Below are 20,281 nucleotides of genomic sequence, written 5' to 3'. Positions count from 1 at the left end.
CTGGGGAGGTGGGCTTGCATGCACGAGTTGCTCGTCGATTTTCGCGAGCACTGGCTGGTCTATTCTTCGATGCCGATCATCGCCGCGGTGATCGGGTATGTCACCAAGCGGGTCGCTATCGAAATGATGTTCAAGCCGATCGAATTCGTCGGTATTCGGGACACCAAGATCGGCTGGCAGGGCGTCCTCCCGGCGAACGCGCGGCGGATGGCCACCATCGCGATGGATCTGCTGATGAGCAAACTCGTGCAGCCACGGGAGATCTTCGGCAGGCTCGATCCGGACCAGATCGCGGCCGAGCTCGAGAAACCGCTATTGGCCACGGTGGACGACATCACCAGGGATGTACTCGAGCGCTATGAGCCGAACGTCTGGGAAATGCTGCCGCGCGGCGCGCAATCGCTGCTCATCAAGCGCGTGCAGGCGCAGGCCCCGCGGGTGATCAAGAGCCTCACCAAGGAATTGCGCACCGATATCGAGGCCGTGCTCGATGTCCGGGAAATGGCGATCAACGCGTGCACCAGGGATAAGCGCCTGCTCAATCGGCTGCTGAAAGAGGCTGGCGGCCCGGAATTCCGCTTCATCGCGCGCAGCGGCATCTACTTCGGTCTCATCATCGGCGTGATCCAGATGTTCACCTGGGCGCTGACCAAAGAAGAGCTGATCATGCCCATATTCGGTTTCTTCGTCGGATTCATCACCGACTGGCTGGCGCTGAAACTGATTTTCTTCCCCCGGGAACCGGTGCGTGTTCTCGGCATCACCTTCCAGGGCAAGTTCCAGAAGCGGCGCACCCAGGTCGCCGCGGACTACGGGCGGCTGATCGCCTCCGAGGTGCTCACCGTGCACAACGTTCTCGAGGCCGCGATCACCGGTCCCCGCTCGGACAAGCTGTTCGCGATGATCCAGCGCGTCGTGCAGCAGACCATCGACGAGCAGGCGAGCCTCGCGAAACCGTTCCTGGTGCTCGCCACCGGGACCGACACCTACCGGCAGATGAAGCAGACGGCCGCGGAACAGGTCATGGCCAAGGTCCCGGACACGATCCGGCACATCGAGGGCTACGCCACCGCGACCCTCGACGTGCAGGGCACCATCGTGCGCGGAATGAGTCAGCTCGACCCGATCGAGTACGAGGGCCTGCTGCGCCCGGCCTTCAAACAGGACGAGTGGAAGCTGATCCTGGTCGGCGCGGTCATCGGCGGCCTGGTCGGTGAACTGCAGACCCTGCTGGTGACCAACGCCGCCTAGCTAGGTGGCGATGGCCGGAGTGGCGTACTGCGGCCGGGTCCTGGCGAACACCCGGCAGCCGAGGTAGATCAGGAACGAGATCGTGGTGACGAAGGCGCTCACCGGTGCGCCGGGCGCGAGCGAGAGCACGATCCCGCCGAGCATCGAAACCTCCGCGAAGATCACCGCGAGCACCGTGGTGACCAGTGGACTGGAACTGACCCGCGCGGCCGCCGCCCCCGGGGTGATCATCAGCGCGACCACGAGCAGCGCGCCGACGGTCTGCACGCCCAGTGAGGTCGCCACCCCGACGAGCACCGCGAACAGCGGGTTGAGCAGCTTGGTCGGTACCCCGCGCGCGGTGGCCATCTCGGGATCGACGCTGGAGAACAGCACCGGCCGGTAGATCAGCGCGAGCACCACGAGCACCACGAGGGTGCAGGTGATCATCAGGGTCAGGTCCGGGCCTTCGAGGCTGATGATCTGGCCGACGAGCAAGCCGAACTTGTTCGAGCCGCGCCCTGGATAGAGCCAGAGCAACAGGATTCCGATGCCGAGCCCGAAGGAGAGCACCGCGCCGATCACCGAATCCCGTTCGCTGCCCCGGCGCGCGAGCAGGCCGAGCGCGAGCGCGATCAGCACCGCGGCACCGAGCGCGCCGTACTGCACCCCGATCCCGGCCAGCAGCGCCGCGGCCCCACCCGCGAACGCGATCTCCGAGGTCGCGTGCACCGAGAAAGCCATGCCACGGGCCACGATCAGCGGGCCGATCAGCCCGGCGACCAGGCCGAGCAGGGCACCGGCGAGCAGCGCCTGCTGCACGAAGCCGAACCCGAGCAGTTCGCCGGTCGTGCCGAAGTCGAACAGCTTGCCCATCAATCCTCCCCCTCCTCCGCGTGGTGACACCCGGCCTCGTCCGCGCCGACCACGACCAGCTTCTCCCGCACCCGCAGCACTTCGACCGGGGAACGGTAGAGCTCGGTGAGCGTCTCGGTGGTCATCACCTCGGTGGGCGCACCGATCCGGAACCGCCCGTCGACCAGATAGAGAATGCGGTCGGCGAACTTGAGCACCGGGTTGATCTCGTGGGTCACGAACACCACCGCCGCACCGGATTCCCGGGCCGCGGTCCCGATGAGCTCGCTCACCGAATGCTGGTGGGCGAGGTCGAGGGAGAGCAGCGGTTCATCGCAGAGCAGCACATCCGGTTCGCCCACCAGCGCCTGGGCCACCCGCAGCCGCTGCTGCTCACCCCCGGACAGCGCCCCGATCGGGCGGTCGGCGTACTCACTCGCGCCGACCGCGGCCAGCGCGGCCTCCACCTTGGCGCGCCGTTCCTTCCGCGCGCGCAGCCCGATCCCCCAGCGGTGCCCGTCCAGACCGAGGCCGACCAGATCGCGCCCGCGCACCGAATAGGAACCGCCCAGGGTTTTCTGCTGCGGCACGTACCCGACGTGGCTGTTGCCCGCACCGGCCACTCCGCCCGCCACGGACACGCTGCCCCCGGTCAGCCCCTGCAGGCCGAGCAGCACCCGCAGCAGGCTGGTCTTGCCCGAGCCGTTCGGGCCGAGCACGACGAGGAATTCCCCCTGCGCCACCGAGAGGTTCAGCCCCTCCCACAGGGTGCGCTTGCCGAACCCGAGACCGGCATCGCGCAGCTCGATCGCGGACGGTTCCCCGGGCGGAATTCCTTGTGCCACACCGACTTCCCGTGCAGCGGTCATCGTGCTCGCCCCTCTCATGCCCCGGCCTTGGCCAGCTGCTCGATCTCTGCGCCCATCCAGGCGAGGTAGTCGTCGGTGCCCTTGGGGAAGGTCTCGGTCACCGCGACGACCGGCAGACCCGCCCGCTTGGCATTATCGCGCAGCTGATTCGCGGTGTCCGTCTGCGTCTGGGTGTTGTCCACGAGCATGCTCACCTTGTGCCCGGTGATGAGCTGATTGGTCTCCGCGATCGCGGCCGCCGGGATGTCCTGGTCCTTCTCCACTGCCTCGGCGTAACCGGACGGGGTCGCCTCCCGCACCCCGGCGGCCTCGAGCAAGTAGTCCGCCACGGATTCGGTGGCCAGCGCGGAGAGCTGCTTGCCCTGCCCGATTCCGCGAGCCTTCGTGATCAGCCCGTCGATCTTGCCATCGAATTTCTTCGCGTTCTGGGTGAAGGTCTCCTTGGCGGAACCGTCGATCGAGCCCAGTTTCCCGGCGATTTCATCGGCGACCTTTTTCACCGTCGGCAAATCGTAGAACACGTGCTCGTTCACATCGTCCCCGTGTTTTCCCGAGAGCGCGAACGCGTCCACATCCTCTTTCTCGTCCCCGCCCGCTTTGACCGCCTTACCGAAGAAATCGTCGTAGCCGCCGCCGTTGCGCACGGTCAGTTTCGCCTTGGCGATCTTCGCGGCGTCCGCCGCGCTGGACTCGTAATCGTGCGGGTCCTTCTCCGGGGAATCGATGAGCGAGCTCACCGAGACCTTGTCCCCGCCGACCGCCTTGGCCACCGAGCCCCACACATTGGTCGAGGCGACCACATCGATCTTGTCCGAGTCGCCCTGGCTCGCCGAACCACCGCCCGAACCGCATCCGGCGAGGGCGAGCACCCCGGCGAAGCAGGCTGCGGACAAGGCGATCGTGCGGGTAGACATGAAGCACTCCTCGAAAATCGGTAATGGGAACCGTTTTCAACAATGCTACCCGAATGCCGTGTTCACCCGCCGTTGGGGAGTAATACACGCAATGCGATTTTCCCGATACGGGGGAGCCCGTTCTTCTGAAACGGCTTCTGAACCGTTACGGTCTGCTGCATGCCCCGCTCTACCCCTGGTCGACGGCCCGCCACGCTGGCCTCGCTCGCTGCCGAGCTCGGCGTGTCCCGCACGACCGTCTCCAATGCGTACAACCGGCCCGACCAGCTGTCCCCGGAACTGCGTAAGCGCGTGCTCGACACGGCGCGGGTGCTCGGTTATCCGGGCCCGGATCCGGTGGCCCGCTCGCTGCGCACCCGCAAGGCGGGCGCGGTCGGGCTGCTGCTCACCGAGAACCTCTCCTATGCCTTCCGCGATCCGGGCGCGATCGAGTTCCTCGAAGGTCTCGCGCTCGCCTGCGAGGACGCCGGGCAGGGACTGCACCTGGTACCGGCGAGCCCGGAACGTGAGGATGTGGCCTCGGTGCACCGCGCCGGAGTCGACGGCTTCGTCGTGTACTCGGTGCCCGAGGACGATCCGCACCTGGCCGCGGTACTCGAACGGCCACTGCCCACGGTGATCGCCGACCAGCCGAGGGCGGCATCGGTGGACCACGTCGGCATCGACGACCACGCCGCGATTCAGCGGCTCGCGCGGCACGTGATCGAGCTCGGCCACAAACACGTCGGCGTGCTGTGCATGCGGCTCGGCAGGGACCGCAACGACGGTTTCGTCAGCCTTGCCCGCCAGCACAGCGCGCGCTATCACGTGCAGCGGGCCCGGCTGGCCGGACTGCGCGACGCCTTCGAGGCGGCCGGGGTGGACTGGAACACGGTCGCGGTGGTCGAGCGGTTCGACCACAGCCTCGACGATGGTGCACGCGCCGCCGGCCAGCTGCTCGACCGCGATCCGCAGGTCACCGCGATCCTGTGCACATCCGATCTGCTCGCGCTCGGCGCGCTCGACGAGGCGAGCCGCCGCGGGCTGCGGGTGCCCCAGGATCTGACCGTCACCGGTTTCGACGGGATCGCCGAGGCGCTGCGCACCGAACTGACCACGGTGCGCCAGCCGGTGCTGGACAAGGGCCGCACCGCGGGCGAACTGCTGCTGTCCACAAAGGACCCGGGACGGCCGCGCTCGGTCACCCTGGACACCGAGCTGATCACCGGGAAGACCTCGGCCGGGCCGCGCGGCTACGAGGAGCCGTGGTTCGGGCCGTAAGAGGCCTGAGGAGCCTCCTCCGTCGCGAGCGGGAGTCAGCGTGGATGCAGTGCAAGGCGGACGAGGACAGCGGGCGCTGCGCGGGATGAGGACAACGCCGAAAGGCGCCGCGCTGGCCCCGCGCAGCGGGAAAGTGTGGCTTTCCAGTGGTCTCTAACAGACGGCGATACCGAGCGCGCGGGCGAAGGCACGCACGTTCTCGGTCTCGTTGTGCCGGGACCACACCAGTCCCAGATTCGAGGCGGGCAGACCCGCCGTCGAATCGAGTGTCCCGGTCTCACCGGCCACGCTGAGCGCGCTGCTGCTCGGCTACGGGATCGTCGGGGTGTGCGGGAACTTCCTCGGTGGTTTCGGAGCGGGACGGGCGCCGCGGTGGACCGCGCTCGGGCTCGCCGCGCTGATCGCCGGAGCGTTGTTCGCGTGGACGGGTACCCACTCGACCGTGCTGCTGCTGGTGTGGGGGCTCGGCTACGGCGGGGTCTCGGTGACCGCGCAGACCTGGCTGCCCGCCTCGGCACCACAGGCGCGGGAACTGGCCTCGGCGCTGTTCGTCGGGGTGTTCAATGCCGCGATCGCCGCGGGCGCACTGCTCGGCGGGCTGCTCGTGGACTCGGCGGGGCTGACGGTGCTGCTGCTGACCGGCGGTTCGCTCGCGGTCGCGGGACTGCTGGTGTGCCTGTTCGGCCGGGCGCCGGAGGTCAGGTGACGCTGAACCGGACCGGCATGCTCGGCACCCGGCCGAGCTTCGCGGTCACCTGGTAGTCACCCTGTTCGACCGCGGTCCGTTTCGCGGGGCAACCGGGCGCGGAGGTGCGCCCGGCCCACTGCACGGAGAACGTGATCGGCTTGCCGGGCTGCATCGTGCGCTTTTCCGGCTTGGTCGCGGCGAAGGAGCAGTCGCCCGAACCCCACAGGCGCCCGCCGCCGGAATCGCTGATGACCAGTTCGCGCTGGGCGTGCCCGACATCCTGGATGCAGGGCTGGCCGCCGACGTTCATCACGCTCATGGTCAGCTTGGGCTGCTCGCCGACCTTGTAGCTCGGCTTGTCGGTGCTGGCGAGCACGTGCAGGAACGAGGGATCGCACGGCTTCGGCGGGCCGGGCGGTGGCTTGGGCGCGCTCGAGGGCGGCGCTCCGGAGGACGGGGCGGCACCCGAGGAGGGCGCGACGCTGGACGAGGGCGGCGCGGAGGAGGACGGCTGACCGCTCGGCGTGGCGTTCGATGAGCTCGCGGGCACCGGGGCACCGTGGTTCCGCGGCTGATCGTCGACGTTCCCCGTCTTCACCGCGTCGGCGTCCCGTTGTGTCGTGCCCGAGAACAGGGCACCCAATCCCCAGACGACCAGCACAAACGCCAGGACGCCACCGGCGATCGCCAAAGCCCGGCGGCGCACATACACCGAGTGGGGCGCTGGTCCTCCTGGTTGCGTCATGCCGCGACCGTAACCCGGGAAACGCGCTGAGTTGCGCTTTCCGGGGCTTAGGCCATTCGGGCGTGTCGCAATGGGCGATACATTTAGCCCATATGGAGTACACGCAGTTCAGTGACGCGATAAAATGAACACGGAGCGTCTCAATAAGGAGTCATGTGTGACCGCAATCGACGAACTGCTGGCCCGCCATTCCGGAGGAATCGACGCGGGTCACCCGGAGATCCCGACTCCGGTGCCCACTATGCATGTCGCGATCGTGACCTGTATGGACGCGCGAATCAAGGTCTTCGACGTGTTCGGACTCAGGCACGGTGAAGCCCATATCCTGCGCAATGCCGGTGGTGTGGTCACCGATGACATCATCCGCTCGCTCGCGCTTTCCCAGCGCAAACTCGAGACCCGCGAAGTGATCGTCATGCAGCACAATTCCTGCGGGCTCAATTCGGTCACCGAGGACGGCTTCAAGGACGAGATCGAGGAGGAGACCGGAATTCGGCCACCGTGGGCGGTCGAGGCGTTCCGGGACCTTGAGGCGAGCGTTCGCCAGTCGATGCAGCGGGTGCGCAGGAGCCCGTTCATCCCGTACCAGGACAAGGTGCGCGGATTCACCTACGACGTGGGCACCGCGCAGGTCACCGAGGTGCACTGACACCGCTGACCGGGCACCGGCCGCGCGTGACAGCGCGGTGTGCGCACCGTGCCAGCGCGGCCGGGCAGGCTCGGTGCCATGACAGCTGCGATCAGGGCCGAGGGCCTTGTCAAGAGATTCGGGCCGACGACCGCGCTCGCCGGGGTCGACCTCGCCGTGGAACAGGGCACCGTGCTCGGTGTGCTCGGACCCAACGGCGCGGGCAAGACCACGGCGGTGCGCATCCTCGCCACGCTGCTGCGCGCCGACGAGGGGCACGCCGAGGTCGGCGGCTACGACGTGCACCGTGAAGCGGCCGCCGTACGCAGGCTGATCGGGGTCACCGGGCAGTACGCCTCGGTGGACGAGGACCTTTCGGCCAACGAGAACTTGATGATGATCGGCAGGTTGCTCGGCTTCTCCCGCCGGGCCGCCCGCGCCCGCGGTGCCGAACTGCTGGAGCGCTTCGAGCTCACCGAAGCGGCGAACCGGGCGCTCAGGGGGTACTCGGGCGGGATGCGCCGCCGCCTCGACCTCGCCGCGAGCCTCGTCGGCCGTCCCGCGGTGCTCTACCTGGACGAGCCGACCACCGGACTGGACCCGCACAGCCGCAACCAGGTGTGGGCGATGGTGCGCGATCTGCTCGCCGACGGGGTGACGGTGCTGCTGACCACCCAGTACCTGGAAGAGGCCGATCAGCTCGCGGACCGGATCACGGTGATCGACAAGGGCCGGGTGGCCGCGGACGGGCGCCCGGACGAGCTCAAGCGCCAGACCGGCGGGCAGACGCTGCAGCTGCTCCCGCACGATCCGCAGGACGCGGAGAAGGCCGCGCGCATCCTCGCCGACCTGACCGGTTCCGCACCCGGCCGTAATACCGACACCGGGCTGCTCACCGTCCCGGTCGAGGATCCCGTGGTGCTCTCCGCGGTGGTGCGCAGGCTGGACGACGCCGGGATCCTCGCCGATGAGCTGGCGCTGCGGCTGCCGAGCCTGGACGAGGTGTTCCTCGCGCTCACCGGGCACGCGAGCGAGGAGGCCGCGGCATGACCACACTCAGCGCACCGTCCACGCTCTCCCCGCGCCGGGTCAGCCCGGCGGCCACGCTGCGCGCCGGGGTCACCCTCGCCGGGCGCAGCATCATCCGCATCCGCAAGAACCCGGAATCCCTGGTCGACGTCACTCTGCAGCCGATCATCTTCCTGCTGATGTTCGTCTACATCTTCGGTGGCGCGATCGCCGGGGACACCCACGAGTACATGCAGTTCCTCGTTCCCGGGCTCGCGGTGCAGAACACCGTGTTCGCCAGCATGGGCATCGGGGTCGCACTGAACACCGACATCACCAAGGGCGTGTTCGACCGGTTCCGCACCCTGCCGATCGCCCGCTCGGCCCCACTGATCGGGGCGGTGTTCGGGGACGTGGTGCGCTATGTACTCGCGGTCGGCTGGCTGCTCGTGTTCGCGGCGATCCTCGGTTTCCGGGTACAGACCGGATTCGGCCCGCTGCTGCTGGCGATCGTGTTGCTGGTGGCCTTCGCGCTGTGCATGTGCTGGATCACCGTGTTCGTCGGCCTGCTGGTGCGCAGCCCGAACGCGGTGCAGGGCCTGATGATGATCGTGGTGTTCCCGCTGACCTTCGGCAGCAATGTGTTCGCCAATCCGGCGACCATGCCCGGCTGGCTGCGCGCCTGGGCGGATGTGAACCCGATCAGCAAGATCTCCGAGGTGAGCAGGGGCCTGCTGGTCGGTGGACCGGTCGCCGGGCCGCTCGGTTACGCGGCACTGTGGATGGTCGGCCTCGTCGCGGTGTTCTTCCCGCTGGCGATGTGGGCCTACCGGCGAAGGGTGAGCTGAGCGTTCACCCGCTCGAACGCGGCGTCCCGGCCATCGAGGGCGCCGCGTTCGAGTGCCTCCCGGTAGCCGTGTTCCCCGAGTGCCGCGGACAGTTCCTCGACCAGCGCGATGACCAGCCGGTCACCGAGGTCGAGGGTGCCGCGCACGGCCGTGCTCGCGCCGAGCATCTCCGCGGCCCGCACCGAGTGGCCCAGCGCGGCGAGCGCGGCGGCGACGGTGTCCACCGTGGCGCCGATCATGGCCATGTCCCGGGTGCTGAGCGCGTCCGGGTACGCCGCACCGAGCAGTTCCAGTGCCTTTCCCGCATCCCCGAAGGTGAGCTCGTAGCGGGCACGCACGGTGCCGAGGCGGGCGCGGGTGTGCCGGTGGGTCTGCATGCTGAGCGCGGTGAGCTGGTCCTCGGCATGTCCGAGGTGTTCGCTGGCGAGTTCGGCACGTTCGGCGCTCACCCCGAGCTGGGCGAGCTCGAGATGCGCGGCGACCCGCACCTCTTGCATGCCCGTCTCGTCCGAGTCACTGCGCTCGAGCACCGCGAGCAGTCCTTGTTCGGCGAGCTCGAACTGGCCCGCGGCCCGCTGTACCCGGGCCAGATGCACCATGTGCTGGGTGGACATCTCGGCCGATCCCAGCTCCGAGCCGAGCCGGATCGCCTCCTGATAGATGTCGATGGCTTCCTGGTGCTGCCCGGCGATCACCAGCCGGTCGGAGAGCGCACCGAGCGCCATCCCCAGACCCCAGCGTTCCCCGATCCGGCGGAAGGAATCCACCGCGAGCCGGGCCTGCTCATCGGCGGTCTTCGCATCCCCGTTGTTGTCCGCGATGATGCATCTGGCCAGGTGGCAGCAGGCGCGCACCCAGGGATCGGTGTTGTCCTCGAACCGCTCGATGGCGGCGAACGCCGATTCCGCGTCACCGAAGTAGGAGCGGAACACCGGCTCCACGAGCACGAAGAACGGGAATCGCACCGCACCGCCGAGCTCGGCCCAGCGGTCGAGCAGTGTCATGATCTCCCGCTCCCGCGCGGTGGGATCGGGTTCGGCGATGTGCGCGAGCAGGCGCAGCACCACGGTTTCCATCCGGTCCGGGTCCGGCCCGGTGGCCAGTACCTCGCGGACCAGGTCCATGTGCCGGTCGGCGAAACCGGTGAACGACCACAGCACCAGCAGCGCCATGATCAACCGGCCCGCGGATGCGCTGTCCCCGCACGCGATCGCGGCCCGCAGCGCGGTGAGCGCGTTGTCCTGTTCGGCCGACACCTGCCGCAGCACCTCGAGTTGCTCGGCGGTGCGCATCCGCGGTTCGGCGGCCTCCAGCATCTCGATGTAGTGCGCGATCAGCGCGCGGGTGCCGGACTCGCGCTCCCCCGCCTCGTCCAGCCGCTCCCCTGCGTAGACCTTGATCGTCTCCAGCATGCGATAGCGCGGCGCGGCCACATCCCCGGAGACATCGAGCACCAGCAGGGACTTCTCCACCAGTGAGGACAGCAGCTCGTCCGGGTCCATCCCGGTGACCGCGGCGACCGTCTCGGCACGCGCCCCGTTCGCGAACACGGAGAACCGACGGGCCAGCATTCGTTCGGGCTCGTCGAGCAGATCCCAGCTCCAGTCCACCACCGCGCGCAGGGTGCGGTGCCGCTCGGCAGCGGAACGGTCCCCGGAGGACAGCAGCCGGAACCGGTCACCGAGGCGTTCGGCGACCTGCGCGGCGGTCATCGAGCGCAGCCGGGCGGCGGCCAGCTCCAGGGCCAGCGGCATCCCGTCCAGGCTGGCGCAGATCCGGGTCACGCTCTCCGGATCGAGCTCCGCACCGGGGCGCGCGGCCAGTGCCCGTTCCCGGAACAGCCGCTCCGCGTCGGATTCGCTGAGCGGGCCGAGCCAGTGCAGCCGTTCCCCGGTGACCGCGAGCGGTTCGCGGCTGGTGGCCAGCAGGCGCAGCCGCGGGCAGCCGGCGAGCAGGGCGACCGAAAGCCTGGCCGCGGCCTCGATCAGGTGCTCGCAGTTGTCCAGCACGAGCACGCCCTCGCGGCCTCCGAGCACATCGATGAGCCGGTCGAATGCGGTGTGCACGTTCGGCTGGCCCGCCTCGGGCAGCACGAGTTCCCGGTCCACGACGGAGAGCACCGCCTGCGCCAGGTCCGCCTCCGCGCCGACCGGGGCGAGCGGGACGAACCACACCGTGCTCCCCTCCTCCGCGAGCGCGGAGGCGAACTCGCCGGCCAGCCGGGTCTTGCCCGCACCGCCCGGGCCCGCCAGGCACACCAGGCGCGATTCGGTGAGCGCCCCGCGCACCTCGGCCAGTTCGGCCGTCCGCCCGACGAAGGAGGTCAGTGCGCCCGGCGGCCGCCCGCTGATCGCCACGGAGCGCTTCGGGGTCTCGCCGCGCAGCACCGCGAGATGCGCGGCGGCGAGCTCGGCACCCGGATCGGCGCCGAGCCGGTCGGCGAGCTCGGCGCGCACCCGTTCGTAGAGTTCCAGTGCCGCCGAGGTGCGTCCCTCGGCGTGCAGCGCGCGCACCTCGAGCGCGGCGAACCGCTCATCGAGCGGGTACTCGGCGCGCACCTCGTCGAGGCGGGCGAGGACCTCGGTGGCCCGCCCGCGGTCGAGCAGCCGGGCGCACAGCTGGTGTACCGCGGTGCCGCGCAGCTCGCGCAGCCGCGCCAGGTGCGTCGAGGCGAACGGCAGCTCGCGCAGCGGTTCCCCGCGCCAGAGCTCGAGCGCCGCGGCCGGGTTCCCCTCGGTGACCAGGCGCGCGAACCGGTGCGCGTCCACCCGGTTTGGTTCGATCGCGAGCCGGTAGCCGCCGTTCGCGGACTCCACCGCGGGAATCACTTTGCGCAGCCGGGAAACCACCGACTGCAGCGCGTTCACCGCGTCGTTCGGCGGCGCACCGCCCCACAGTTCCTCGATCAGCACATCCGTTGGCACCGGATCCGGAACGGCAAGCGCCAGCCGGATCAGCAGTGCCCGCAGCCGGGCGCCGGGAACGGGGATCTCGGTACCGTCCTCGGCGGTGAGCTCGACGGGCCCGAGTACGCCTATCCGCACGAGGTCATTGTCGCAGGCCTCGCGGCGGCACGAGATACTTCCCCGTGTGGAAACCGAACTGCTCACCGACTGGTTCCGTGCCGAGGGCCGCGATCTGCCGTGGCGGCGCCCCGAATGCGACGGCTGGGGCGTACTGGTCAGCGAGATCATGCTGCAGCAGACCCCGGTGAAGCGGGTGCTGCCCGCCTGGGAGGCCTGGCTGCGCGACTGGCCGAAACCCTCGGACTGCGCGGCGGCCAGCCAGGGCCAGGTGCTGCGTGCCTGGGGCAAGCTGGGCTATCCGCGCCGGGCGCTTCGCCTGCACGAGTCCGCGGCCGCGATCGCGCGCGAGCACGGGGATGTCGTCCCCGAGGACGTGGACACCCTGCTCACGCTGCCCGGGATCGGCACCTACACCGCCCGCGCGGTCGCCGCCTTCGCCTACCGGAAAAGGGTTCCCGTGGTCGACACGAACGTGCGCCGGGTCGTCGCGCGTTCGGTGCACGGACTGGCCGACTCCGGTGCCCCCTCGGCGAACCGGGACCTCGCCGATGTGGACGCGCTGCTGCCACCCGAGGACGAGGCCGCTGCCGTGGTCTCCGCGGCCATCATGGAGCTCGGGGCACTGCGCTGCACCGCGCGCACCCCCGGCTGCGGGGATTGCCCGATCGAACACGGCTGCGCCTGGGTCCGCGCGGGCAAACCGGACAACAGCACCTATACCAAGCCCGTGCAGGCCTACGCGGGAACCGACCGGCACGTGCGCGGGCTGCTGCTCGACGTGTTGCGCGGTACCGACACCCCGGTGCCCAAGACCCGGCTCGATCTCGCCTGGCCCAAGGGCGGGCAGCGCGACCGGTGCCTGGACACCCTGCTCACCGACGGTCTCGTGGAACAGCTCGCGGACGGCCGGTTCGCCCTCCCCGGCGAGCATCGGCCAGGAGAGCATTAGAGCCGGGACAGGAAGGCTTCCACGGCGCCGCGGTAGAACTCGGGCGCGTCCTCGTGCGCCAGGTGGGCGGCCCCCGGCACGAGCACGTGCTCGGCATCCGGGCCTTTCGCGGCCATCTCGGCCATCTGTCCCGCGGGCATCAGGGTGTGCTCGGCTTCGAGGTAGAGCACGGGTGCGCGAGTGCCGGTCACGAAGGACCAGTACTGCTCGCGTCCCCATTCGGCGGCGATCTGCATGGCGTCCTCGAGCCCGGCGATCATCCGGTACCCGCCGGCGCATTCCTCGACGCATTCGCTGAAATACTCCCCCGCGCCGGCGAAGAATTCCCGGACGTGCGCGATGGATTCGAATACTTCCGGCCAGGTCTGGAAAAGCGGCCGCCATTCCTCCACGGTCCTGCCCCGCTGGTCGACGGCCATGTCCTCGACCACGACCCCGCGCACGAGTTCGGGACGGTTCGCGGCGAGCCCGAGCGCGTGCAGCCCGCCCATCGAGTGCCCGATCAACGTCGCCTGCCCGAGTTCGGCGACCACCTCGGCGAGATCGGCGATGAACGCCTTCGTCGTGAAGGGCCCGCGCCTCGGATTCCGCCCGTGCCCGCGCGCGTCGATGCCGTACACGTGCCCATAGGAGCGCAGCCAGCGCGCCGTCCGCCACCAGGTGCGCGCCCGGCCCATGAGCGCGTGGGTGAGCACGATCGGACGGCCGGAGCCACCGAAATCGACAAGCCAGTCACGCATGCCCGCTCCATATCCGAGTACGTGTGAACGGTCAAGTCTTGCATTCGCCAACTACCGCAGAAACACTTGCCCGTTATGATGACCACCCGGAGGATTCTGGTGTCCACCGCCGCGGCCTTCGCGAGCCTGGCGCTGTTCGCGGGCACCGCAACCGCCGCGCCCGCCCCGGGAAGCGACGGACTCGGCGACCCGTACTACCCACAGGACGGCAACGGCGGCTACGACGTCGGCCACTACGACATCTCCTTCTCCTACGATCCGCCGAGCAAGAAACTCGAGGCGACCGCCCGGATCACCGCGCGGGCCGAGCAGGATCTCTCCGCGTTCAACCTCGACCTCTCCGGGCTCACGGTCAACGGGATCACCGTGGACGGCAAGGATGCGAAATGGACCCGATCCGGGGAACACGAGCTCACCGTCACCCCGCAAACCCCGCTGTCCCAACAACATCCGTTCACCGTCGAGGTCCGCTACGGCGGAACCCCGAAGCCCATCAAGGATCCCGCGCTCGGTGAGAACGGCTGGCAGTACGGGGACAACGGCGCCGCGTTCGCCGCGGGGGAACCGCACGGGGCCGCAACCTGGTTCCCGGTCAACGATTCCCCGCTGGACAAGGCCACCTACTCGGTGAGCGGGACACTGCCCAAACCGTGGACGATGATCGCCAATGGCCGGGAGACCGGCACGAGTTCCGGGCCGGGCAAGGACAAGCAGACCTTCAACTGGGCCGAACCGGTGCCGATGGCCAGCTATCTGGCCACGGTCGGTATCGACAAATGGACCATGGAAAAGGGCGAGCTCGCCGATGGAACACCGGTCGTGAGCAGCTATGCGCCCGGTACCCCGGAGGCCACCAAGCAGGCCGAGCACAAACTCCCCGAGGTGCTGGATTTTCTGTCCAGCAAATTCGGGAAGTACCCGATGGACGCCGCGGGCGGCATATTCGTGGGAACCGGAATCGGCTTCTCCCTGGAAACCCAGACCCGCCCGGTCTATTCGAAGGACATGGGTGATCTGGACACCATCATCCACGAGAACGCGCACCAGTGGTGGGGCGATTCGGTCTCGGTACACCACTGGAAAGACGTGTGCCTCAACGAATGCTTCGCCTCCTACGCGCCCTGGCTGTGGGACGAGGCCAAGGACGGCGCCGATCTGAACAAGCGCTACGACAAGGAGCTCACCGAACGCGCCGGAGACAAGGCATTCTGGGCGCAGAAACTCTACGATCCGGGCAAGGGCAAAGAATTCACCGGCGTGTACTCGAAGGGCCCGCTCGCGTTGCACGCGCTGCGCCTGGCCATCGGGGACGACGCGTTCTTCCGGATCCTCCAGGAATGGCCGGCCGCACACCGCGATAAGAACGCGAGCTGGGCGGAATTCGAGAAGTACGTGCAGCAGGTGAGCGGGAAGGACCTGCACGGGTTCTTCGATGCCTGGTTCCACGGCACGACGATGCCCGGGAAGGAGTACCTGCATCCGGGCAGCGGGAACTGAGCACACGTAGTCTGGAAGGGTCCGATTTCCGAGTGAATAGGAGCCCAGCCAGATGGCAGTAGTCAAGATCAACGCGATTGAGATCTCCGAGGGAGCGGGCGAGGAGCTGGAGAACCGGTTCGCCAACCGCCTGCATGCCGTTGACAATCAGCCCGGCTTCCTCGGGTTCGAGCTACTGCGCCCCGTCGAGGGTGAGCAGCGCTACTTCGTGGTCACCCACTGGGAGACCCAGGAGGACTTCGACAACTGGGCGAACGGTCCAGCCAAGGAAGCGCACGCCGGGCAGGCCCGCAAGCCCGTCGCGACCGGAGCCTCGCTGCTCGAGTTCGAGGTCGTGACGAGCGCGGGACCGATGTACCAGAAATGACCGATCAGGATCCGAGACCCGCACTCGACTCCGCGGCCGAGCTCATCGAGTCGGCGCAGGCGGTGCTCGTCTGCGCCGGTGCGGGGATCGGGGTGGACTCCGGGCTCCCGGACTTCCGGGGCGACGAGGGGTTCTGGCAGGCCTACCCGCCCTATGCCGAGCTCGGGTTCTCCTTCGCCGAGATCGCCGATCCTGTGCATTTCGCCCAGGACCCGCACCTGGCCTGGGGTTTCTATGGGCACCGGCTGCAGCTGTACCGGCGGATCGAGCCGCACAAGGGCTTCGCGATCCTGCGGCACTGGATGGAGACCGCACCGCTCGGCGGGAAGGTGTTCACCTCGAACGTGGACGGCCAGTTCCAGAAGGCCGGGTTCGCCAGCGAGGACGTGATCGAGGCGCACGGTTCCATCCACGCGCTGCAGTGCCTGCGCCCGTGCGGGACGGAGGTCTGGTCCGCCGAGGACACGGACCTGATCATCGACGAGTCCCGGATGCGGGCGCTGAATCCGCTGCCCCGTTGCCCGAACTGCGGGGATGTCGCCCGCCCGAACATCCTGATGTTCGGCGATCTCGACTGGCTGGGCGCGCGCACCCAGGATGCGCTGGCCGGGCTGTCCGCCTTGCGCCGCGAACTGCGCGGGAAACGCCTGGTCACCGTCGAGGTGGGGGCCGGAACCGCGGTGCCGACGGTGCGCAGGCAGGCCGAGCTCTCCAGCGCAACGGACGGTTCGCTGATCCGGATCAATCCGCGGGAGGCCCAGGTGCGCCACGGCCGGGGCATCGAGGTTCCGCTCGGTGCGCTCGAAGCGCTCACCGCGATCAACGAACGCCTCGGTTGACCTGAACAAGGGTTCAGCTTGCAGGATCGGGGAATGACTGTCGACCTGGGCATATTCCTTCCCCAACCGGAGACCGGTGTGCGGATCCCCGACGCGGCGCGGATGGCGGAAACACTCGGCCTCGATTCACTGTGGGCCGGCGATCACCTGATGACGGGCTCGGGTGTGCTGGACGCCCCGATCGCCCTTGCCACCGCGGCCGCGGTGACCGAGCGGATCGGCGCCGGCCTTGGCGTCTACCTGCCCGCGCTGCGCCAGCCGGTGTGGGCCGCCAAGCACATCGGCACCCTCGCGCACCTGATCCCCGAGCAGCGGTTCCGCCTCGGGGTCGGGCTCGGCGGGCGGATCGGTACCGGTCCGAGCGAATGGGACGCCGCCGGGGTGCCCTGGGCGGGACGGGCCGCTCGCACGGACACCTTCCTCGGCAAGCTCGGGCCACTGCTCGCGGCCGAACCGACCGAGCTGGACGGTCTCGGCACGGTCACCCTCGCCCCTGCCGTACCGAAACCCCCGGTGTGGATCGGCGGCACCGCCGAGGCATCGCTGCGCAGGGCCGCCCGGTTCGGCGACGGCTGGCTGGGCGCCTTCACCACCCCGCGGCGGCTGCGCGAGTCGGTGGACCGGCTCGGCGAGTTCGCCCGGGAGTACGAGCGGCCACGGCCCCGCGTCGGCCTCGTGCTGCACGGCGGCCTGCTCGACCGGCCGAGCGCACAGGACCGGGAGCGGGCCGCCGCACGGCTCGCCGCGACCTACGGCATGGATCCCGCGGACGCGCGATCGGTGCTGCTGGTCGGCGGCCCCGAACAGGCGGCCGAGCACATCGCGGCACTCACCGAGGCGGGCGCGGACCTGTTCGCGTTCGCCTCGAGCACCCCGTGGACGCGCAGCTGCGAACTGCTCGCGCGGGTGCGGGAACAGCTCCGGTGACACGAGAACGGCCCGGTCACCGTGGTGACCGGGCCGTTCTCGACTGCTGAGGCTGCTAGGCGCCGCCGGAGGCCACGTCCGTGCCACCCGCGCCGATCTCGACCGGGGTGTCCGGGACCTCGATCTCGGCGAGCCGCGTGGTGAACACGAACTTGGCGTCCGTGGTCTCCTCGCTCTCGTCGTCCCAGCCCTCGACATCGGCGTGCACGACCTGGCCGGGCTGCACGTTCCCGGACAGGATCTGCTCGGAGAGCTGGTCCTCGATCTCGCGCTGGATGGTGCGGCGCAGCGGCCGGGCACCCAGCACCGGGTCGAAGCCCCGCTTGGCGAGCAGCCGCTTGGCCTTGTCGGACAGTTCGAGGGACATGTCCTTGGCCTTGAGCTGTTCCCCGACCCGGGTGATGAGCAGGTCCACCATCTCGACGATCTGCTGCTGCGTGAGCTGGTCGAACACGATGGTGTCGTCGATACGGTTGAGGAACTCCGGCCGGAAGTGCTTCTTCAGCTCGTCGTTGACCTTCTGCTTCATCCGCTCGTAGTTCGAGCCTTCGGACTTGCCACCGGAGAACCCGAGCCCGACCGCCTTGGAGATGTCGGAGGTGCCGAGGTTCGAGGTGAAGATCAGCACCGTGTTCTTGAAGTCGACCGTGCGGCCCTGACCGTCGGTGAGCCGCCCGTCCTCGAGCACCTGCAACAGGGTGTTGTAGATCTCCTGGTGGGCTTTCTCGATCTCGTCGAAGAGCACCACGGAGAACGGCTTGCGGCGGACCTTCTCGGTCAGCTGGCCGCCCTCCTCGTAGCCGACGTACCCGGGAGGCGCGCCGAACAGCCGGGAGGCCGTGTAGCGGTCGTGGAACTCGCCCATGTCGATCTGGATGAGCGCGTCGTCCTCGCCGAACAGGAAGTTCGCCAGCGCCTTGGAAAGCTCGGTCTTCCCGACACCGGACGGGCCGGCGAAGATGAACGAACCGGACGGCCGCTTCGGGTCCTTCAGCCCGGCACGGGTGCGCCGAATCGCCTGGGAGACGGCCTTGACCGCCTCCTCCTGACCGATGATGCGCTTGTGCAGCTCGGTCTCCATGCGCATCAGCTTGGTGGTCTCTTCCTCGGTGAGGCGGAACACCGGGATACCGGTCCAGCTGCCGAGCACCTCGGCGATCTGCTCGTCGTCCACCTCGGCGACGACGTCCAGGTCACCGTCCTTCCACTGCTTCTCCCGCTCGGCCTTCTGCCCGAGAAGCTTCTTCTCCTCGTCTCGCAGCCGCGCGGCCCGCTCGAAGTCCTGCGCGTCGATCGCGGACTCCTTGTCCCGGCGGGTGTCGGCGATCTTCTCGTCGAAGTCGCGCAGGTCCGGCGGGGCGGTCATCCTGCGGATCCGCATCCGCGCGCCGGCCTCGTCGATCAGGTCGATCGCCTTGTCCGGCAGGTAACGGTCGTTGATGTAGCGGTCCGCCAGCGTGGATGCGGCCACCAGCGCCGAGTCGGTGATCGTGACCCGGTGGTGCGCCTCGTACCGGTCGCGCAGCCCCTTGAGGATCTCGATGGTGTGCTCCAGCGAGGGCTCGCCGACCTGGATCGGCTGGAACCGGCGCTCGAGCGCGGCGTCCTTCTCGACGTACTTGCGGTACTCCTCGAGGGTGGTCGCCCCGATGGTCTGCAGCTCGCCGCGGGCCAGCATCGGCTTGAGGATGCTCGCCGCGTCGATGGCGCCCTCGGCGGCGCCCGCTCCGACCAGCGTGTGCAGCTCGTCGATGAACAGGATGATGTCGCCGCGGGTCTTGATCTCCTTGAGCACCTTCTTCAGCCGCTCTTCGAAGTCACCGCGGTAGCGCGAGCCCGCGACCAGCGAACCGAGATCGAGCGTGTAGAGCTGCTTGTCCTTGAGCGTCTCCGGGACCTCGCCCTTGACGATCGCCTGGGCCAGCCCCTCGACCACGGCGGTCTTACCGACGCCGGGCTCCCCGATCAGCACCGGGTTGTTCTTGGTGCGCCGGGACAGCACCTGCATGACCCGCTCGATCTCCTTGGTCCGGCCGATCACCGGATCGAGCTTGGCCTCACGGGCGCTCGCCGTCAGGTTCCTGCCGAACTGGTCGAGGACGAGGGACGAAGACGGCGTCCCTTCCCCCCGCGCACCGGCCTCCGCGGGCTCCTTGCCCTGGTAGCCGGACAGCAGCTGCAGCACCTGCTGGCGCACCCGGTTCAGGTCGGCACCCAGCTTGACCAGCACCTGCGCCGCGACACCCTCGCCCTCGCGGATCAGGCCGAGCAGGATGTGCTCGGTACCGATGTAGTTGTGGCCGAGCTGCAGCGCCTCGCGCAGCGACAGCTCGAGCACCTTCTTCGCGCGTGGCGTGAACGGAATGTGACCACTCGGGGCCTGCTGGCCCTGACCGATGATCTCCTCCACCTGCTGACGCACGCCCTCGAGCGCGATACCGAGGGACTCGAGCGCCTTCGCGGCGACGCCCTCACCCTCGTGGATCAGACCGAGGAGGATGTGCTCGGTACCGATGTAGTTGTGGTTGAGCATCCTGGCCTCTTCCTGGGCCAGCACAACCACCCGCCGTGCGCGGTCGGTAAACCTCTCGAACATTCGCACTCCCTACGAGCGTGCCAGGCTGCGTTACGTGGGGTTGGCATCTAGTCGCGCGACTACACACCCGCCGTGCCAACCACTGTAGTAGGCATCGGCCACCGTGCGTGTGCCCGGCGACCTCCGGTTGTCACCCGGCGACCCGCCGACCGCGGCCGGTCCCGGATGATTACATGCTTACACACCGATCAACGTGGGAAAACAGGGCATCATTCCATCGAGGCCCCGGTTCCGCTTTGGGTGAACACGTCCCCTTGGTCCGCCCGCACGAGGCCGCACGGTCACTGCGGATGCC

The 20,281-nt window shown here is 68.8% G+C and carries 18 protein-coding genes; 11 read left to right on the top strand and 7 right to left on the bottom strand.

What is annotated here, in order from left to right; translation table 11 throughout:
* Positions 1–18: 18 nt before the first annotated feature.
* Positions 19–1,251: a DUF445 domain-containing protein gene (locus A37U_RS0108485; RefSeq protein WP_020496199.1), complete on the top strand. Its 1,233-nt coding sequence runs from the start codon at positions 19–21 to the stop codon at positions 1,249–1,251.
* Here the strand turns inward: A37U_RS0108485 and A37U_RS0108480 are convergent, their stop codons facing one another.
* The 3 genes from A37U_RS0108480 to A37U_RS0108470 are packed head-to-tail and all read right to left on the bottom strand — an operon-like array spanning position 1,252 to position 3,868.
* Positions 1,252–2,106, bottom strand: a complete 855-nt coding sequence (locus tag A37U_RS0108480; RefSeq protein ID WP_020496198.1) for a metal ABC transporter permease — start codon at positions 2,104–2,106, stop codon at positions 1,252–1,254. It abuts the gene before it with no gap.
* Positions 2,106–2,954, bottom strand: coding sequence for a metal ABC transporter ATP-binding protein (locus A37U_RS0108475; protein ID WP_020496197.1), 849 nt, complete (start codon positions 2,952–2,954; stop codon positions 2,106–2,108). The genes A37U_RS0108480 and A37U_RS0108475 overlap by 1 nt, the downstream gene beginning before the upstream one ends.
* Positions 2,955–2,968: 14 nt before the next feature.
* Positions 2,969–3,868 carry a metal ABC transporter solute-binding protein, Zn/Mn family gene (locus tag A37U_RS0108470; protein ID WP_020496196.1) on the bottom strand — a complete coding sequence of 300 codons (900 nt, stop codon included), beginning with the start codon at positions 3,866–3,868 and terminating at the stop codon, positions 2,969–2,971.
* A gap of 159 nt (positions 3,869–4,027) precedes the next feature.
* Between A37U_RS0108470 and A37U_RS0108465 the strand changes: the two genes are divergently transcribed.
* Both A37U_RS0108465 and A37U_RS0108460 read left to right on the top strand, forming a co-directional pair.
* Entirely contained in the window at positions 4,028–5,128 is a 1,101-nt protein-coding gene (locus tag A37U_RS0108465; RefSeq protein ID WP_026196996.1) for a LacI family DNA-binding transcriptional regulator, read from the top strand.
* Between the two features lie 208 nt (positions 5,129–5,336).
* Positions 5,337–5,834 carry an MFS transporter gene (locus A37U_RS0108460; protein ID WP_020496194.1) on the top strand — a complete coding sequence of 166 codons (498 nt, stop codon included), beginning with the start codon at positions 5,337–5,339 and terminating at the stop codon, positions 5,832–5,834.
* Here the strand turns inward: A37U_RS0108460 and A37U_RS51350 are convergent.
* The gene (locus tag A37U_RS51350; protein WP_157182691.1) at positions 5,827–6,561 is read right to left on the bottom strand and encodes a hypothetical protein; all 735 of its coding nucleotides are present in this window, start codon (positions 6,559–6,561) and stop codon (positions 5,827–5,829) included. The two genes, A37U_RS0108460 and A37U_RS51350, sit on opposite strands and share 8 nt — an antisense overlap.
* A 157-nt stretch (positions 6,562–6,718) precedes the next feature.
* Between A37U_RS51350 and A37U_RS0108450 the strand changes: the two genes are divergently transcribed.
* The 3 genes from A37U_RS0108450 (at position 6,719) to A37U_RS0108440 (ending at position 9,045) form a co-directional block, all read left to right on the top strand.
* A complete protein-coding gene (locus A37U_RS0108450; protein ID WP_020496191.1) occupies positions 6,719–7,210 on the top strand; it encodes a beta-class carbonic anhydrase in 492 nt (163 codons plus the stop codon).
* A gap of 78 nt (positions 7,211–7,288) precedes the next feature.
* A complete protein-coding gene (locus A37U_RS0108445; RefSeq protein ID WP_020496190.1) occupies positions 7,289–8,239 on the top strand; it encodes a daunorubicin resistance protein DrrA family ABC transporter ATP-binding protein in 951 nt (316 codons plus the stop codon).
* The gene (locus tag A37U_RS0108440; RefSeq protein ID WP_020496189.1) at positions 8,236–9,045 is read left to right on the top strand and encodes an ABC transporter permease; all 810 of its coding nucleotides are present in this window, start codon (positions 8,236–8,238) and stop codon (positions 9,043–9,045) included. Before A37U_RS0108445 ends, A37U_RS0108440 begins: the two co-directional genes overlap by 4 nt.
* On the opposite strand, the gene A37U_RS42840 is transcribed toward A37U_RS0108440, so the two are convergent.
* Complete coding sequence (locus tag A37U_RS42840; protein ID WP_020496188.1) at positions 9,024–12,089, bottom strand: ATP-binding protein; 3,066 nt, start codon at positions 12,087–12,089, stop codon at positions 9,024–9,026. The genes A37U_RS0108440 and A37U_RS42840 overlap by 22 nt on opposite strands.
* 46 nt (positions 12,090–12,135) lie before the next feature.
* Between A37U_RS42840 and A37U_RS0108430 the strand changes: the two genes are divergently transcribed.
* Positions 12,136–13,020, top strand: a complete 885-nt coding sequence (locus tag A37U_RS0108430) for an HhH-GPD family protein (protein WP_020496187.1) — start codon at positions 12,136–12,138, stop codon at positions 13,018–13,020.
* Here the strand turns inward: A37U_RS0108430 and A37U_RS0108425 are convergent.
* Positions 13,017–13,760, bottom strand: coding sequence for an alpha/beta fold hydrolase (locus A37U_RS0108425; RefSeq protein WP_020496186.1), 744 nt, complete (start codon positions 13,758–13,760; stop codon positions 13,017–13,019). The genes A37U_RS0108430 and A37U_RS0108425 overlap by 4 nt on opposite strands.
* Positions 13,761–13,838: 78 nt before the next feature.
* On the opposite strand from A37U_RS0108425, the gene A37U_RS0108420 reads away from it, so the two are divergent.
* The 4 genes from A37U_RS0108420 to A37U_RS0108405 are packed head-to-tail and all read left to right on the top strand — an operon-like array spanning position 13,839 to position 17,390.
* A complete protein-coding gene (locus tag A37U_RS0108420) occupies positions 13,839–15,257 on the top strand; it encodes a M1 family metallopeptidase (protein ID WP_026196995.1) in 1,419 nt (472 codons plus the stop codon).
* 52 nt (positions 15,258–15,309) lie between these two features.
* A complete protein-coding gene (locus tag A37U_RS0108415; RefSeq protein WP_020496184.1) occupies positions 15,310–15,624 on the top strand; it encodes an antibiotic biosynthesis monooxygenase family protein in 315 nt (104 codons plus the stop codon).
* The gene (locus tag A37U_RS0108410; RefSeq protein ID WP_020496183.1) at positions 15,621–16,463 is read left to right on the top strand and encodes an SIR2 family NAD-dependent protein deacylase; all 843 of its coding nucleotides are present in this window, start codon (positions 15,621–15,623) and stop codon (positions 16,461–16,463) included. Before A37U_RS0108415 ends, A37U_RS0108410 begins: the two co-directional genes overlap by 4 nt.
* Positions 16,464–16,496: 33 nt before the next feature.
* Positions 16,497–17,390 (top strand): LLM class flavin-dependent oxidoreductase, encoded by an 894-nt coding sequence (locus tag A37U_RS0108405; RefSeq protein ID WP_020496182.1) that lies wholly within the window; start codon positions 16,497–16,499, stop codon positions 17,388–17,390.
* 55 nt (positions 17,391–17,445) lie between these two features.
* Here the strand turns inward: A37U_RS0108405 and A37U_RS0108400 are convergent, their stop codons facing one another.
* A complete protein-coding gene (locus A37U_RS0108400) occupies positions 17,446–19,986 on the bottom strand; it encodes an ATP-dependent Clp protease ATP-binding subunit (protein WP_020496181.1) in 2,541 nt (846 codons plus the stop codon).
* Positions 19,987–20,281 lie beyond the last annotated feature (295 nt).

This window comes from Sciscionella marina DSM 45152 (assembly GCF_000379465.1).
Classification (GTDB): Bacteria; Actinomycetota; Actinomycetes; order Mycobacteriales; family Pseudonocardiaceae; genus Sciscionella; species Sciscionella marina.
This window is presented reverse-complemented; position numbering and strand designations above follow the sequence as displayed.

Excerpts from the sequence above, each read along its gene's own strand:
- A37U_RS0108425 (WP_020496186.1), bottom strand. The coding sequence starts at position 13,760 with ATGCGTGACTGGCTTGTCGATTTCGGTGGCTCCGGCCGTCCGATCGTG.
- A37U_RS0108485 (WP_020496199.1), top strand. The coding sequence starts at position 19 with ATGCACGAGTTGCTCGTCGATTTTCGCGAGCACTGGCTGGTCTATTCT.
- A37U_RS0108470 (WP_020496196.1), bottom strand. The coding sequence starts at position 3,868 with ATGTCTACCCGCACGATCGCCTTGTCCGCAGCCTGCTTCGCCGGGGTG.
- A37U_RS0108445 (WP_020496190.1), top strand. The coding sequence starts at position 7,289 with ATGACAGCTGCGATCAGGGCCGAGGGCCTTGTCAAGAGATTCGGGCCG.
- A37U_RS0108440 (WP_020496189.1), top strand. The coding sequence starts at position 8,236 with ATGACCACACTCAGCGCACCGTCCACGCTCTCCCCGCGCCGGGTCAGC.
- A37U_RS51350 (WP_157182691.1), bottom strand. The coding sequence starts at position 6,561 with ATGACGCAACCAGGAGGACCAGCGCCCCACTCGGTGTATGTGCGCCGC.
- A37U_RS0108400 (WP_020496181.1), bottom strand. The coding sequence starts at position 19,986 with ATGTTCGAGAGGTTTACCGACCGCGCACGGCGGGTGGTTGTGCTGGCC.
- A37U_RS0108480 (WP_020496198.1), bottom strand. The coding sequence starts at position 2,106 with ATGGGCAAGCTGTTCGACTTCGGCACGACCGGCGAACTGCTCGGGTTC.
- A37U_RS0108415 (WP_020496184.1), top strand. The coding sequence starts at position 15,310 with ATGGCAGTAGTCAAGATCAACGCGATTGAGATCTCCGAGGGAGCGGGC.
- A37U_RS0108465 (WP_026196996.1), top strand. The coding sequence starts at position 4,028 with ATGCCCCGCTCTACCCCTGGTCGACGGCCCGCCACGCTGGCCTCGCTC.
- A37U_RS0108405 (WP_020496182.1), top strand. The coding sequence starts at position 16,497 with ATGACTGTCGACCTGGGCATATTCCTTCCCCAACCGGAGACCGGTGTG.
- A37U_RS0108410 (WP_020496183.1), top strand. The coding sequence starts at position 15,621 with ATGACCGATCAGGATCCGAGACCCGCACTCGACTCCGCGGCCGAGCTC.
- A37U_RS0108475 (WP_020496197.1), bottom strand. The coding sequence starts at position 2,954 with ATGACCGCTGCACGGGAAGTCGGTGTGGCACAAGGAATTCCGCCCGGG.
- A37U_RS0108420 (WP_026196995.1), top strand. The coding sequence starts at position 13,839 with ATGACCACCCGGAGGATTCTGGTGTCCACCGCCGCGGCCTTCGCGAGC.